The organism is Pontiella desulfatans (assembly GCF_900890425.1).
GTDB lineage: Bacteria > Verrucomicrobiota > Kiritimatiellia > Kiritimatiellales > Pontiellaceae > Pontiella > Pontiella desulfatans.
In genome coordinates, this window is the sequence record NZ_CAAHFG010000003.1 from 755,067 (window position 1) to 769,489 (window position 14,423).

The 14,423-nt window shown below is 53.4% G+C and carries 7 protein-coding genes; 6 read left to right on the forward strand and 1 reads right to left on the reverse strand.

Annotated features, from left to right (window positions below):
- The 4 genes from E9954_RS24035 to E9954_RS24050 all read left to right on the forward strand — a co-directional run bounded on the left by E9954_RS24035 (window position 1) and on the right by E9954_RS24050 (window position 7,719).
- On the forward strand, window positions 1-2,265 hold the full coding sequence (locus E9954_RS24035; protein WP_168442554.1) for a right-handed parallel beta-helix repeat-containing protein: 2,265 nt from the start codon (window positions 1-3) through the stop codon (window positions 2,263-2,265).
- Between the two features lie 87 nt (window positions 2,266-2,352).
- A complete protein-coding gene (locus E9954_RS24040; protein WP_281281265.1) occupies window positions 2,353-4,032 on the forward strand; it encodes a sulfatase-like hydrolase/transferase in 1,680 nt (559 codons plus the stop codon).
- 6 nt (window positions 4,033-4,038) lie between these two features.
- Window positions 4,039-5,535, forward strand: coding sequence for a sulfatase-like hydrolase/transferase (locus E9954_RS24045; protein ID WP_222847297.1), 1,497 nt, complete (start codon window positions 4,039-4,041; stop codon window positions 5,533-5,535).
- A gap of 126 nt (window positions 5,536-5,661) precedes the next feature.
- Window positions 5,662-7,719: a serine/threonine protein kinase gene (locus E9954_RS24050; RefSeq protein ID WP_168442556.1), complete on the forward strand. Its 2,058-nt coding sequence runs from the start codon at window positions 5,662-5,664 to the stop codon at window positions 7,717-7,719.
- 29 nt (window positions 7,720-7,748) lie between these two features.
- Here the strand turns inward: E9954_RS24050 and E9954_RS24055 are convergent, their stop codons facing one another.
- Complete coding sequence (locus E9954_RS24055) at window positions 7,749-8,360, reverse strand: RNA polymerase sigma factor (RefSeq protein WP_168442557.1); 612 nt, start codon at window positions 8,358-8,360, stop codon at window positions 7,749-7,751.
- 251 nt (window positions 8,361-8,611) lie between these two features.
- Between E9954_RS24055 and E9954_RS24060 the strand changes: the two genes are divergently transcribed.
- Together E9954_RS24060 and E9954_RS24065 are read left to right on the forward strand one after the other, a co-directional pair.
- Window positions 8,612-10,543, forward strand: a complete 1,932-nt coding sequence (locus E9954_RS24060) for a Calx-beta domain-containing protein (RefSeq protein WP_168442558.1) — start codon at window positions 8,612-8,614, stop codon at window positions 10,541-10,543.
- A 306-nt stretch (window positions 10,544-10,849) separates the two neighbouring features.
- A complete protein-coding gene (locus E9954_RS24065) occupies window positions 10,850-14,314 on the forward strand; it encodes a fibronectin type III domain-containing protein (RefSeq protein WP_136081824.1) in 3,465 nt (1,154 codons plus the stop codon).
- The last annotated feature ends 109 nt before the right edge of the window (window positions 14,315-14,423 follow it).

Consider the following 14,423-nt stretch of genomic DNA (forward strand, 5'->3'; position numbering starts at 1 on the left):
ATGATGAAACAAACGGTATGTTTGACGGCTATTTTTGCACTGGCACTTGCATCGGTTGCAGAACTTAAACTTTATGTTGCTCCGGATGGATCGGATGCGGCGGACGGATCGCTTGAAGCGCCTTTCCAAACCTTGGAAAAAGCGCGGGATACGATTCGCGGATTATCGCCTGAAGAGCGACGGCAGAACATCCGCGTATTTCTGCGCGGTGGAACCTATACCATCGAACAGCCCTTTGTGCTGAATGTGCAGGACGGAGCGCCGTTGGGGTTGCGGGTCAGCTATGAAGCTTTTCCGAATGAAACACCCATTCTGGATTCCGGTGTAGAGCTTGTCGGATGGAAAAAAGCTTCGACTTTACCGGAGGGTGCACCTGCTGAAGCGACCGGTAATGTCTATATGGCCGACATGCCAGATGGGTTGGAGCGGTTTTATTCGCTCTTTGATGAAGAGGGTTTTATCGATCGCGCGCGCATTCCGTATGAAAGCGCACCGACCCTGCCGATGGCGATTGACGGAACGCGCACGCGCTGGGAGGAGCTGGACCTGTTGCATTTTAAACCGGGGCCTTTCCGCAACTGGAACAATGTGGAAGACATCGAGATTTACCTGAAGCCGACCCGCAACTGGGTCTGCAACTATCTGGGTCTTAAGTCGGTCGATCTGAATGAAAATGTCGCGCGTACCCAGGTGGAGGGCACGTATAAACTCAGTGGACATATTCCGAGAAAGAAAAAGAGCCATAACATTGAAACCGAATTGGTGGAAGGCGGTGAGCTCTGCAATGTGCCGGAGGGGTTGAGTCGGCCGGGCACCTGGATCGTTAACACCCAGGAACGCAAGGTGTATCTCTGGCCTGCAAACGAGGCGCAGTTGAAGCAACGTATCGTTGCGCCGTCGCTCGAAGAATATATCCGCATTGATGGTGAAAATGATGAGTGGGGCGATTCTGATGTTCCGGTACAGGGCATCTCCATCAAGGGCCTGACCTTTAAGCATGGTAAACGGTTTGTTTTCAAAAAGGAGACACGGGGCATTCAGCATGACTGGGAGCTGTTTGATGAGGGGAATGCCTATATCCGCATGCGCGGTGCGGAGAACTGCGAAATCAGCGGTAACCGTCTAATCAATGGGGCAAACAGTGGAATCCGGCTGGATCTCTATTGTCAGAACAACCGGGTGGAAGGGAACCTTATTGAAAATATAGGTTACACCGGCATCCTGCTTTGCGGGTATGGACCGGGTACGAAGGACGTGAATAAAAACAACCTGATCACAAACAACGAGATTTCGCGCATCGGTCAACTGTGGTTCCATGGCTTGGGGATCTTTGTCTTCCAAAGCGGATACAATACGATCAGCCATAACTATATTCACGACACGCTCTACGATGCCATCGTGGTATCGGGGGTACGACCGCGTTTCTTTGGGTACCGCTTTAAGGATTTTCCTGATTTTCCAACCGCTTATCCCGACCTGCGTGAAATCATGCGCATCATGCGCTGGAAAGAGATCGGGGGAAAGCCGGCAACGTTTAAAGGTTGCCTGGATTATGCGCACAGCCGCGGCAATATGATTGAATATAATGAAATCGGCGCCGCCATGGTGGAAGGCGGCGACGGGAATGCGCTCTATCTTTCCGGCACCTACGGCAACACATTCCGATACAACATGGTTTATGCCAGCCCAACGCCTCCCGGTATGTTCCGTAATGATGACGAACAGTATGAATCGGATTTTTACGGCAACATCCTGATCGGCCTTGATCAGCCCCGCCTGAGCGGCGCGAATCTGAAACACGAAAACGCGTTTGAGAATAATATGATTCTCAACTGGGGACAGGATGCCATCGGCAAGGTGACCTCGCTCGACAAGGAGCATGAGGTCGGCAGCCCCGGGACGCGGGTCAGCCGAAATATTTTCTGGCACCCGAAAGCCAATACCCAGTTTATCGGAAAGATCGATGTACACTATGGCGACGGGAATGTCTTTTATGCCGCCGGTGATCCAGCCGGATCAGCGGCATGGCTCAAGCAACGCCAGACGGCGGGGCAGGATGCCAACAGTGTGGCCGCAGCTCCCATGTTCCAGGGGGTGGAAAACTTTGACTTCACTCTGAAGCAAGGTTCGCCCGCCTTGAAGCGCGGGTTTCTGCAGATTCCGTTTGAGTCGATCGGCTTGCTTGAAAAACCGGCCGTTGTCCGTTTCCGAGAGGAAGGGATCTCTATTTGGGATCTAATGGAAGGGAAACGTATGGCAGAGTAAGAGAATCTCCGCTTCGATTGCTTAATTTTTCCAAGGAATGGAAAAATGGAAGCTCCCCTTGCGTCTTATAGCTGGAGGTTATTCTATATGAGATTTTCGGGGTATGTATTTGTATTGGCTTTATGTCTTGAAATAGGGGCGCAAGGGCAGGTTCTCAAAGTTTTAGGCAGGAAAACGCAGGTTCAGACCGAGCGGCCGAATATCGTGTTTATGTTATGCGATGATATGCGCTACGACCGCATCGCCGCATTGAACAGCTGGGATGCCGATCTTCAAACGCCTCATCTGGATCAGCTGGTCTCTGATGGCATGAACTTTACCCGTGCTTACGATACCACGCCGATTTGTTCCGCCAGCCGCGGGCAGGTCTTTACCGGACTCTACGAATTTTCCACGGGCTGTAACTTTAACCGCGAAAACGAAAAAAAGATAACGATCGATGATTGGCAGGGCGGGTATGCGGTTCGGCTGAGAGCAGCGGGGTACCGCACGGCGTTCGGGGGCAAAGAGCACTGCCAGGTGTATAATTATACCGGTGGGAAAAAACAGGATTTTGACCGTTGGTTCGGTTTTTCCAATGGTTCCGGCGACGGAAACTATTGGATGGACAGTAATCCGAATGCAAGCTGGTGGTTCGAAAATGACCATTGGGCATCGTTGGGCGACGGCGTGCGCAACGAGCACGAAACCTATGCTCAGGCGCTGTTGGGGCAGGCGTTTATCAAAGAATGCGTGCAGCAGCATTCTGAACAACCCTTCATGCTTTCGCTGAATTTTAAAGCACCTCACAGTCCGCTGAGTGAGTTTGATCCGCGCTATGCTTCCGTCTACGACGGCACGGAAATTGATCGATCACCCAACGATGGATTGGCCAGCGCGTTGCATTTGCCACCGCAGGCATTTTGCGGGCGCACGGCATTCAAGGGCGGGTGGAGTGACACCAGTGCCGATCAATACAACACGTTGATCTATGGAATTGATGCCTGCGTTGGTATGGTGCGCGCTGAGCTGGAGGCACAGGGCGTGGCCGACAACACCATTGTCATCTTCATGTCGGACAACGGCTATTTTCGGAATTCAAAGGGCTTTGGTGACAAGGTCTATGCCTATGAAGAAGGTTCCCGTACGCCCATGATTGTTTATGATCCGCGCAAACCGGTCTCGCACGGACAGAGCTGCGGTGCGGTGGTGGGAAACATCGATGTGGTGCCTACCATGCTTGATCTTGCGGGTGTGGATTATAAAGTGGCCTACGATCCCGACGGCACCATCGGCAACCGTGGCTACCATGGCCGCAGCATACTGCCGCTGCTGGAAAATCCGGCATTGGACATCCACGACTCGATGTTGGTCATGGACATTTGGAATTCGCGTGCCGAGCAGCATTTGGCACTGATTACGCGCGAATGGAAATATATCCACTGGTTCTACAGCGCCAATGGCTTCAGCCAGTCTGAGGAACTCTACCACAAGGATGATACCTTCGAAAACAGCAATGTGAAGGCGGCCAACCCGGTCGTGATGACGGATCTCTATTCCAAATATGATGCATGGCTGGCACAGTGGACGTCCGATGCCACAACTCGGGATCGCTATGCCGATTATCCGGAGCTGATGGAGCGCGGGCTGAATATGAGCACGTTGGTCGAGGCGGACGTGAAAGCCGTGATGAGCCCCAAGGCCACAGCCGACTACATCGTGCACAGCGAAAATACACCGAATTATCCGGTGGGATACACCAATCAAGTCACCATCGGAAGCTGGTAGAAGTCGATGAAGAAACCATTGTTTATTTTGGGACTGGTGGTCATTGCCGGCATCTCGAACGCACAAATTATCAAGATCCTGGGGCGCAAACCGAACGCTTCGACGGCACCGAACATCATCATGATGATGGCCGACGATATGGGGCCGGGCGATGTGGGCTATTATGGATGGAATGATAAGATGGAGGATCCCGTCTTGACGCCGCATCTTGATGCGATGGCCTCGTCCGGCCTGCGTTTCGACCGTTTCTACGCGCAGTCGCCGGTCTGCTCGCCAACGCGCGGCAGTTGCATTTCCGGCCGCCACGCCTTTCGCTATGGCATCTGGGAGGCCAACCAGGGCGGCGGACGCGTGGAGGAAATTACGCTGCCCGATGTGCTGAAGAAACATGCGGGCTATACCACCGGGCATTTTGGAAAATGGCACCTGGGTCGAATGGTGCCGCACCAGGACTGGGGGCAGGCCACGCGGATGGATCACTACACGCCGGGCATGGCCGGTTTCGATGAATGGTTTTCGGTGACGCATTCCGTAAAGACCTACGATCCCTACGGCCCAGCCGGGGTCGATGATCCGCCCGAAATGGATTCCGACTATAATCCCTATTACCACAACGGCGTCGAATACACCGATCCTTTGTTTGGCGATACTTCCGAAATCATTATGGATCGGGCGATTCCTTTCATGGACCGCGCGGTCAGCCAGGGTAAGCCGTTCATGGCTTGCATCTGGTTCCATACGCCGCACAAGGATCTGGATGCCAGCGCCGCCGACCAGGCGCTCTATCCCAGCGGAAGCGATGGCGAGAAAAAATACTATGGCTCCATCACGGCGATGGATCGGCAGATCGGTCGCCTGCGCACGTGGCTCCGAGCAAAGGGCATCGAGAACAACACGATTCTGTGGTTCACCACCGACAACGGCCAGACCACCGGCTCGTCGGGCCCCTATCTCGCTTCGAAGCGGCATTTGTTCGATGGCGGGATTCGCGTACCCACCGTTCTCGAGTGGCCGGCGAAGGTTCCGGCTAATCGCACCACCGGTTTCCTGGCCAGCACGAGCGACTATTTCCTGACGCATCTCGATGCGGCAGGGATCGACTATGTTGATCCGCATCCGCGCGACGGGATCAGCCTCGTGCCTTGCATCGAGGGGGCCATGTCCGCGCGCGCTAACTCGATTGCGTTCCAGTCGCACGACACCTCGGTCATTATGAGTCAGGCCTTCAAGGCCATGAAGGTGCGCCCGGGGGCCTATTCCGACGGGTTTACCGAAAGGCAAGGGTTTCCTATTGATGAATGGCTGTTGTTCGACATGACGCTCACCAATCAATATTTGATCGAGCGCGAGAACATTTCCGCTGGCAATGCGACCGTCCTTTTCTCTCTTACGACGGAGTATGACCTTTGGAACCTTTCGTGCAGCAACAGCTACCACGGCGCGGACTATGATGCTCCGTTCACTGCCAGTGGCGACTACAAGGGATTGGCTAGCGATGATTGAACACCGGGGAGGACTTGCTCTCCGAGCGTGCCGCCCACTGGAATCGTTCTAACCAGGGCTGCCATTGTGCGGCCTCTGCTTTTCCAAAGCTTGGAAAGGGAGGCCATGGAAGGTATAAGTTCTCTTATGAATGAATTCAATCAGCGGGAAGCCGAGTCCCTGAAGGATGCCGGGACACTGGTATCCCAGTTCCTTGATTCCGGCAATGATGTACTGACTGAGGAGGAGCTGGCAGCGACGTCGCCGATCCTGAATTCGCTGGACGAATCCCGCTACCACTTTACCAACGAAAACTTCATGGTGGCCGGCGGTGAAAAAACCATTTCCAAGGTCTACGATTCGCAGGCCGACCGCTATGTGGCGATCGCCCGTCCTCGAAAGCGGGAGACACGTTCGGATATGGAGCAGTTCCTGCGGGAGGCGCGCCTCACCGCCAAACTGCAGCATCCAAATATTCTGCCGGTCTACGAGATTGGACTCGACGGCGAAGGCATTCCGTATTTTGTGATGCGCCTGCTCACGGGCGAGGGGCTCCGGCAGATTGTCCACCGGCAAAAGGACAACGAAGACGACTATCGTGAGAAATATCCGATGGATCGCCTGCTCTCGATTTTTCTCGATGTATGCGATGCCGTCACCTATGCCCATTCGCGCGGGGTGCTGCATCTTGACATTAAGCCGTCCAACGTGCGCGTCGGGCGTCACGGGCAGACCATTCTTTACGACTGGGGTTTGGCCAAGGTGGTGGGTGGCGATGAAACGCAGCTGGACGATGACGCCGAGGAATTCGATTCGGACGTGCTGAACGACATGACCCTGTCGGGCATGATGAAGGGCACCCCGGGCTATATGGCACCGGAGCAAACGGTGGCCAAGGGCTTTGTCAGCACGCGGGCGGATGTCTATGCGCTTGGCGCATTGCTCTATTTTATCCTCACCGGTCGGGTTCCAGTGAAAGGTGACACGGTCCAGGAAATTGTCCGAAACACGCGGGAGGGCCGCATTCTGAACCCGCGGGTGCGCCTGCCGGCCTCCAAGGTGTCCACAAGCCTTGCCGCCGTTTCCCTCAAGGCGTTATCGCTCGATCCCTCCAACCGCTATGGAACGGCTAAAGAACTGGCGGACGAGGTTACACGTTATCTGCGTGGGTATGCCACCCGAGCCGAACGGGCGGGGCTCTTCAAGCAACTGCAGCTCTATGGTCGCCGTCATAACAAGATGCTGACCGTGGCGCTGCTCTTTTTCATTGTGTTGGCGGCTGTGGTTGGCTTTTCGCTGGTCAAGGTGAGTGTTCAGCGGCGCGCGGCCGAAACCAATTTTTCGTTGTATCGCGCCGAGGCCGAACGCTCGGGTAAGCTCTATGAAGATATGAAGGCCTTCATGCTGCGTTCGGCTTCATCCGGCGATTTCTGGGATGTCGGTCTGATGGAAGAACTGGTGCTGGCTGAAATGGGTAAAACTGTCAGCGGGGACTACCGCAAGGAGTTGCATTGGATGCTGGGGGTCATTGCCTTTATTCGCGAGGAATACAACACCGCCGAAGGCCATTTTGAAGAATCGGGAACTGCTTTAAACAGTGTATTTCGTAAGCAGGCACGGCTGGGCATCGAACTCAAGGCCGATGACTCGGTCCTGCTCAGTGATGCTCAGTTTGCGCAGATGCTGGAAATGCCCGTAACCAAAGCCAAGTTCCGCAAGCAGATTCTTTATTACGCCTATTACGAACGTAAGAACCGTCCTTCAACGATTAATCCGGAGGAGCATCTGCCTGTGGCGATCGCCATGCTGAACCTCATCAACGACACTCCGGGATGGGGCGGTAAGCTGAAACTGAAGCCGTTGGAGGGCGGGGGCTATCACCTGAATCTCAGCGGTGCGCCCTATATGATGTTCAGTCCGCCTCAGTACACGGGAGAAGGGTTTGTTAGCATCCTTCGGCCTTTAAACCTGAAAACGATCGATATCAGCAATACCGAGGTCCGCGATTTTTCTGAATTCCGTCGTCTTCGCAATCTCGAAACACTGATTGCACGTAATGTGGAAATTTATGATCAAAAAGATGCCGTTTATCGCCTGAGCAACCTGGACATTCGCAAGTTGATTATTTCGGAGGGGATGCTGTCGGAGAAAAACCTGAAGAAGCTGCGCAAGGCCCTGGATGTGGATGTGGTTCCCGCCAGTTAGGGCGTGCCCCCCGTCCGTGAGGAGTTGCGCTACCCCAGATAATCATTAAGGCTCTTGATCTGGGCGATCAGGCGTTCCTTCATGCGGCTTTTCAGTCGGTAGGCGGTGCTGAGTCCCATGCCCAGTTTCTCGGCCAATTCTTTGATGTCCTGCTCCGCCATGAGTCCCTTGAAAAGGTCGATCGCTTCGTCCGAAAAATCCTGCGAGATATTCTTGAGGGCAAGGCCGGCAATGTAGTTGTTCCACTCCTGCTCAGCAATGCGGTTGATATCGGGCATGGTAATGGAATCGAAATATTCCAGCTCGTTAGACTCGCGTAGTTTTTCGTGCTTGTTGCGGTCGCTGATTTTTTTGCGAACATAGTCGTGGGCACAGTTGCGGGTGGTGACGGCGAGATAGCTGCGGAAGCGCTTGAGCTTGTGAATTTCGATCTCCGGCAGCTTTTTCCAGAGCTTGAGCAGCACCTGTTGGAGCAGGTCGCCGGCATCCTCGTAGGGAATGTTCAAGTGGCGCAGCACGCCATAGATATAGTCCTGATACGACGCGGCAAACTCGTCCCATGCCTGATTGTCGTATTGGTTTTGCACCTTTTCAAGCAGGGTGATCCGGGTGCGGTAGGTTTCTCGTTCTTCCTGATTCATAGGTTGCCCTTTATACATATAGAATGCCGTGGGTTGAATGTTTTGGATGAAAAAATTCAAATTCTCCGGATATGAGAAAGCAACGGCCAAGGTTGCGTCTCATTGATATCCATTTAATCAGAGGGAACTATATGCCGTTTCACAAACATGCTTTCGCTTTATCAATTCTCGCAGTTGCGGGGTCGGTCGCTGCGGTGGATACAAACAGTGTTCCATTCGTAGAGTCATTCGAAGACTATTCATCAGGCACCATGCTGAATAATACCAATGGCTGGAGCGGAAGTGCGGTGGTCACTAATCTGGCCTACATCTACGATGGTGCAAATAAGGGCTTTCCAGTGGTTGGAACCCACACCAAGGTGCTCGACGTCGCAGGCGGCGCAACCAACGCGATTGATGGGGCGTCTTCATCGGTTGTTTGGGTTGATTCCATCATCAACGCCGAAGCTTTTTGGTCGGAGCCGGGGCATCCCGAAGTGGACACCAACGCCAACGCCTGTGTTTACGTAAACGCCAACGGCAACTTGGTGGCCGGGCACACCGAATATGGCTCGTCCAACCTGATCTGGAGTGTTTTCGATGCCGTGGCCATTTCTTCTAATGATTGGAACCGCGTGGCCCTCCAGCTCGACTACCGCACGCACTATTATTCCATCCTGCTCAACGGCGTTATGCTTGAACACGCCGTTGGTCGCACCACACCGAACGGATCGGGCGCAGGCGGTGTGTGGTTTCCAATGATTGGAACTTTCCCGTTCGTCGGCATTGCGCTCGAAGGTGATGCGTTTGTTGACGATCTCGTCGTTTCAGAAGACGCGCCGTATGTTTCCATCACCGTGGCCGATGCCGGAGCTGTGGCTGAAGGCGACAGGGGGACCACATTCGCCAGCTTCACTATTTCGCTCTCCAGCACCAGTTCTGTCCCTGTGAGGTTCGATTATGCCACTTCCGATGGAACCGCCGTTGCGGGAACGGACTATATCGCAAAATCCGGAATACTCGTTATTCCCGCAGGCGTTTTGCAGGCCGTGGTTGATGTGGAAATCTTCGGCGATACCGAAGAGGAATCGGATCTCGATTTTTTCCTGGAAGTCAGCAACCTGGTCAACGCGCTGATCGTCGATGCGCATGGTTCCGCAACCATCGTGGATGACGATGTTGTGATTAGTGCGGATCTGGTTGTTACGGGAACCACATCGAAAATTACCGATGGCGCACTGAGCAATCCAAGCGGTGGTGTAACAAACCATTTCTCTGCCTCAGAAACGGTGGACTGGGTGGTTTGGAACGGCGCATCCATCACGCCAGCCGAACGTAAGAACGGTGGAATGGCCTTTACGGGCTTCAGCTCCATCCAATCGTGGTCAATAGGCACTGGCAACCGAATCTTCACCGCGTGGGAAGATGGAACGGTGGTTCCCGCCGCAACCAACTTCAGTGGGCTCGCCATGACTGATGTGGGGCAGGACGTGCCATACACCGCGGTGGACTTTTCGATCGGTCTTCAGCCCGTCACCGCCGGAAGCTACTACAGGCTGAAGATCTATTCGACCGACAAGCGGAACAACTCATCCGTCAAATACTGGGATGTTGACAGCCGTTCCCATGTGGTTGCTACATCGGAAACGGATAACGATGCTGCGGATTTGCGCATCCATGAAATCATCATTTCGAACGTAACAGCCAACGCAACCCTGCCGTTGCAACTTGCCGGCGAGCGCACGGGCAGCGGATTCCCGGTGGTACTCGGTGGCATGGAACTGATCTTGGTGGGTTCGTTGCTTCCGCCTCCGGAAGAGGGCGGATACGCTGGATGGACGGGCGACTTTCTCCTGAGCGGAACGAATGCTTTGCTGATTGCTGATCCAGATGGCTCTGGATACAACAACCTCTACGAATACGCCTTCGGCGGCAACCCCACCAATGCGGACGATAACGGTGCCGATCCGACCTACGGGCTGAATGGCGACCAGATTGAATATGTCTACCTGCGCCGCAACGATACCAACCTGAATTATGCAGTTGTGGTTGGCACCAACCTGTTCTCCGGAAGCTGGAGTAGCAATGACGTTCTCGAAGTGGGTTCCGCCACCAAAGATGGAAATTATGATTCGGTTACCAATTATATTCCAACGGTTGGAAAAACCAACGGATTCATACGCGTCCAGGTGGATGTGCTCTAGCTCAGGTTAAATTCGTTTCTTTTTTCACCCATAAACCATCAAAGCACCATCCTGTGGTGGTATTACATTCAGTAATGAAGCGTATAAATTTCAGCTTGGAGAGAATCGTCGTTGATCACTCCCGTCTTATAGGAGAGCGCAAGGAAATCTGACCGGGAGGTTCAATGAATCGCGACCGATCATATGACCTGAATATGGGCTGTCGGACCAAAAATCCGTAGTAGGGAAAATAGGAGGATGCAACGCCGGTGTAACAGCGTATCGGGGAAGCATCCATGATACAGGAAATACAACTGAGGAGGAACCGTGAAAAAATCATTGATAGCCTTGCTTATGGGCGCGGGCATGATCACCGCAGCATCGGCACAAACCAGCAGTATCATCAATACCGACTTTAAGGCGATTGAAGGATATTCCGATGGAACCATTGTCGGAAAACCTACAGCCTCTCCGAAATGGGAGCATGTTGAGAATACGGCACCGAATGCATTTGAAATTACTGATTCGGCAGGCGATGGATATGCTGATCAAACCTTGACGATTGATGATTTTGGTACCAATAACCTCGGGCAATATGTCTATCTCGATGCCACATCGGCCGGTAACGAGGTGGATGATGAGTGGTCGGGCATTATGGATTTTAAGCTTGAGCTGAATGATGCTTTTGCCGGGGCTCCGGTCACGCTGACCCGTACGAAAATCTTCAACATCGGTTTATCGACGGTGAATAGCAATAACCTGCGGGATGTTCATCTGGAAGATGCATTTGTGACGGTAAAAACCGACAATGATGGATCCTTGCAGTTCCAGTTTAACGGAAGTGATAATATGGTGGTTCTGCCGGTTGAAGATACCGGATGGGATCCCGAAGACGGCCTTGGCGGAGGTGCCGACTTTGTCACGGACGATCTGCGCCTTTCCTGGACGATGCGTAAAACCGCAAATGAAGGGGTTTATGGTGCATGGGCATCCATCGAGAACCTTGGTACAGGATCGAATTATACCAGCGCTGCGACGCTCCACCATTCGCGTATCGATGTGTACACCAATACGGCTCCGTACTTTCTCATGGGTCGTGTTGAAAATGCCGACTTTAATGGCGGCACCAATGTTCATAGCGTAATTGTCGATAAGCTGAGTTTCGAAAAGGTATCGAATGTTGCACCGATGCCGGTGCCGCCGGCGGTTTCCGTTCTTTCGGGGGATCAGCAGGCAACCCTCTCCTGGGGATTCCTATACGATGTGGACAGCTACAAGGTTGAGGTATCCGATTTTTCGACCGGGCCCTGGGCTGAAGCAACCAATGGCCTGTCAAATACGGTTGCTGAGTATACCGACACCGATCTCGTAAACAATCAGGTCTACTATTATAGAGTCACGGCATTTTATGGGGCCGCGGAGGCGCTTTCCGAGGTTGTGATCGCTAAACCGCTTTCCGTGGTTACCGGCCCCATATTTGCAACTTCGTTTAAAGCGTCCGAAGGGTATGTCGGTGGTGACTTGGCGAACCAGAAAAATTGGGTTGCACTGTCTGGAACCGGCGCAAATGCATTCGAGGTGGATGCCGCAGGCGACGGCTATGCCGATACCGCGCCCAACGGTGCAACCTGGAACACGACCAATGGAAACACGGTATACTGGTCTTCGGCCATGTCGAACGGGGTGAATGCCACCTGGAGCGGCACGGTGGACTTCCAGCTCTCAGCCGTTGCCTTTCCGGGAGCCTATAAAACCAACGCGTGGTACGAGTACGATATCGTGGAAGGCATCACGAACAGCATTGCTACCAATGAAGTGGTTCGTAATATCGGAACGGCACAGAATCAGAACTTTATTGCTCTTGATCTGGCACTGACCCTGTCGGATGCGGATCCTCTGGACGTAAACGACACGAATCAGGTCAACCTTTGTGTACAGTCCCGTTCTGCTTTTGGGTTAAGGACGGCCTTCAACTCCGCGGGCAACAATCGTGCGCTGAACACGGCCATGGAGCCTGAAAAGCTTGGATGGGATCCCGCTTGGAGCAATCCGACCAATCTGCTGGCCGACGGTCCGGATTTTGAATCCGATAGGATCCGTTTGACCTATACCATCCAGAAAACAGCGGGGCAGGACTTTTACGTGGCATTCGCTACGTTGTCGAATCTGGTGACCGGTGCAGTATCTTCTAACGACGGTACGAACCCTTCAAAAGTTGCTGATTGGTGGGAATATGAAAAGCCCGGAGCCTATGCTGCTCCGTTGCTTCGTTTTGCCATGGGAAAATCCAAGCTCGCGGACGGAACGCAAAATCCCGGGGATGTTGCAGTCAGCAGCGAGCTGGACGTCAAGATCGATTCCGTCAGCCTGACCCATTCCAACGGCGCGGCACCGCTGCTGTTTCCGCCGAGCTGGTCGGAAGCCACACCGGTTGCATCTTCGTCAACCGCCAACGAACTGACTTGGCAAAGCGGTATGTCGGCGACCGAAGGCTATGTCGTTCTCCGCTCGCTCTACGATGGAGGCCCCTATGCAACGAATGCGGTGGTTTCCAATGCAACCTCGTATGTGGATACAGACGTCAACGATGTTTGGACCTATTACTATGTGCTCCGTTCCTACCAAGGTGCATTCCACAGTGCCAACTCGTCGCAGGAAAGCGGAACCATCATCCCGGTTTCCAGTATCTTGAAACTGGGAGGAACCGGAAGCACCTATGCTAATTTGGAAACCCAGAACAAGCCGAAGCTGGATAATACGGACTCGGGGACAACCCTAAGCAACATTACGGTTCGGTCGGGAATATTCATCGAAAACGGAAATCCGGCGACCCTGCAAAGTATGGGCACCTTGGACAACACCCTTCGGGGCTATATCCAGACGCATGAAACGGATTATAATCGTTCCCGCGTGTTCAACCGAATCGATCCGCAGTTAGTCAAATATGAACTGAGTGGTGGAACCGCCACCAACAGCGCGATTTTGACCTACGTTCTCGCGTCGGAAATGGACGACCCGGACGTCGTTGCCGCAGGCGAGGTGGATCTGACGGCGGCCGCATACGAATACGCGCTCTCCATGAATAACTTCAGTTTGATGGACAACGCGACCACCGGCAAATACGCCCGCGCCTTGGTTCGTCAGGATTCGACCTGGTACGTCAGCGAAGCCTACATGGAAGATGCTTCCGTGCTGTCGATCGCGGATATTGGAAATGCCGCCACAAACTGGCTGACGCTGGATATCACCCCGGTCGACACATTCTGGACTGCGCTGGGCCAGCCGGTCGTGAACCCGACTCTGGATCATGTCGACGCCATCGGCTGGTACATTGAAAACGGTAAGGTGGTGCAGGTGCTCACGCTAAGTGTTTCCGCTCAGAATGCTTCGGCTATCTCGGAATATAAATGGTGGGGAGCTGAACACCTGCTGCTCGATGACGACATGGCTTCCGACCCGGATGGCGATGGCGCGCTTAATCTGCTGGAGTTCGGGTTGAACGGTGATCCGAATAACCCTGCCGACACCGGTGTTGATCCAGAGTTGGATGTTGTGAACGTGGGGGGAACAAACTATATGCAGTATGTCCATCTCCAGCGGATTGGCGATAATCTAGGCGTTGATTACTCGATCAAGGATACCTACAACCTTGTTTATATCCCGATCACGAACGAAACGGAAATCGCCGCGCAATACATGGGCGACTACGACGAGAGCTACGAAACGGTCACCAACCTGATCCCGGCAGAGGGCAGTGTTAAGTTCCTCCGCCTTGAGCTCGAAGAACTATAGATCCCGCCTGTATGGGAAATATGAAAAGCCCCGGTTTGCCGGGGCTTTTTTGCATTGGGTAGGACGAATAATTTATTGGTTAAAAAAAGAAACGGGTGAGAAAACGATG

Bases quoted from the DNA above. Each gene is read 5' to 3' on its own strand.
- E9954_RS24035 (WP_168442554.1), top strand. From the start codon at position 1: ATGATGAAACAAACGGTATGTTTGACGGCTATTTTTGCACTGGCACTT.
- E9954_RS24040 (WP_281281265.1), top strand. From the start codon at position 2,353: ATGAGATTTTCGGGGTATGTATTTGTATTGGCTTTATGTCTTGAAATA.
- E9954_RS24045 (WP_222847297.1), top strand. From the start codon at position 4,039: ATGAAGAAACCATTGTTTATTTTGGGACTGGTGGTCATTGCCGGCATC.
- E9954_RS24050 (WP_168442556.1), top strand. From the start codon at position 5,662: ATGAATGAATTCAATCAGCGGGAAGCCGAGTCCCTGAAGGATGCCGGG.
- E9954_RS24055 (WP_168442557.1), bottom strand. From the start codon at position 8,360: ATGAATCAGGAAGAACGAGAAACCTACCGCACCCGGATCACCCTGCTT.
- E9954_RS24060 (WP_168442558.1), top strand. From the start codon at position 8,612: ATGCTGAATAATACCAATGGCTGGAGCGGAAGTGCGGTGGTCACTAAT.